Here is a 1,002-nt window from a genome sequence, read left to right as displayed (position 1 = left end):
GCATGCGCGCTTGCAGCAGGGTTCGCTGGGCGTCCAGCGCCTCGAGGAAGCTGAACTTGCCGAGTTCGAATCCCTTGACCGCCGCTTCATAGGCGCTTTGCGCACCGGGGAGCACCTGCGCGGCGAGGGTTCCGGCCTCCATGCGGGCCGACTCCAGCCGTTCGCGGGCTTGCAGCGCATCGGCAGAGACCTGCAGCTGAGCGGATTGCAACTCCTCACGGGCTTTGTCCTCGCGCTTCAACGCCTCGAGCAGATTGCCCTGGTTGCGGTCGAACAGCGGGAGCGGGATCGAAACACCGACGACGGCCTGGTTGCGGCCGAGCGCTTCCTCACGCTTGGCTCCCAAGCTGAGGGTGAGATCCGGGATGCGGCGCGCCTTCTCAAGCTCGGTCAGGGCCATGCGGCGCTCGATCTCCAGTCGCGCGCGGCGCAGCGCCGGCGAGTTTTCCACCTGTCGTTGCGTGTATTCCAGTGACGGAGCGGTTGGGAGTTCGTCGAGACGGCCGTCGAGCGCCAACGTGCGGGGCTGGCCTTGCCCGAGCAGGGCAGCCAGTCGTGCTTGCGCGCTGCGCAGTTCGCTGCGTGCCTGATTTGCTTCCACCTGCACACCGGCTTCGGCGACCCGAGCCTTGGTTTCTTCGATGGACGCGACCTTGCCAGCCTTCACGCGCAAAGCCGCAGCGCGCGTGGCACGCCCAGCCAGCTCAAGGGCTTCGTCTGCCACGCGCACGCGTTCCTGCGCGGCGAGCGTATCGAAATAGCCCGCAGTAACGGCCGCACGTACCGCCAGTCGCCGCGCTGCAAGATCCTCGCCGGCGATCTCGTAGCCGCGCTCGGCCGCGGCCATGCGCGCCGCCCGCTTGCCACCCAGTTCGATCGGCTGGTTCAGTTGCAGCGTCGCGGTGCGTGTTGCGCGCTGCGTATCTTCCTGAAGGTAAGAAATTTCCGGATTGGGGTATGCGCCCGCCTGTTGGCGAACGCCTTCGTTGGCGTTCACCTCCA

General features: G+C 66.9%; 1 protein-coding gene. It reads right to left on the bottom strand.

The annotated features are described in order from the left end of the window. Positions 1-997, bottom strand: a 997-nt coding sequence (locus GO615_RS29810; protein ID WP_343037795.1) for a TolC family protein, incomplete at its 3' end; no start/stop codon positions are given. Positions 998-1,002 lie beyond the last annotated feature (5 nt).

The organism is Aromatoleum evansii (genome assembly GCF_012910805.1).
In the GTDB taxonomy this organism is placed as follows: domain Bacteria; phylum Pseudomonadota; class Gammaproteobacteria; order Burkholderiales; family Rhodocyclaceae; genus Aromatoleum; species Aromatoleum evansii.
The sequence above is the reverse complement of the archived record's forward strand: the minus strand, read 5'-3'. Positions and strand labels throughout refer to the sequence as shown.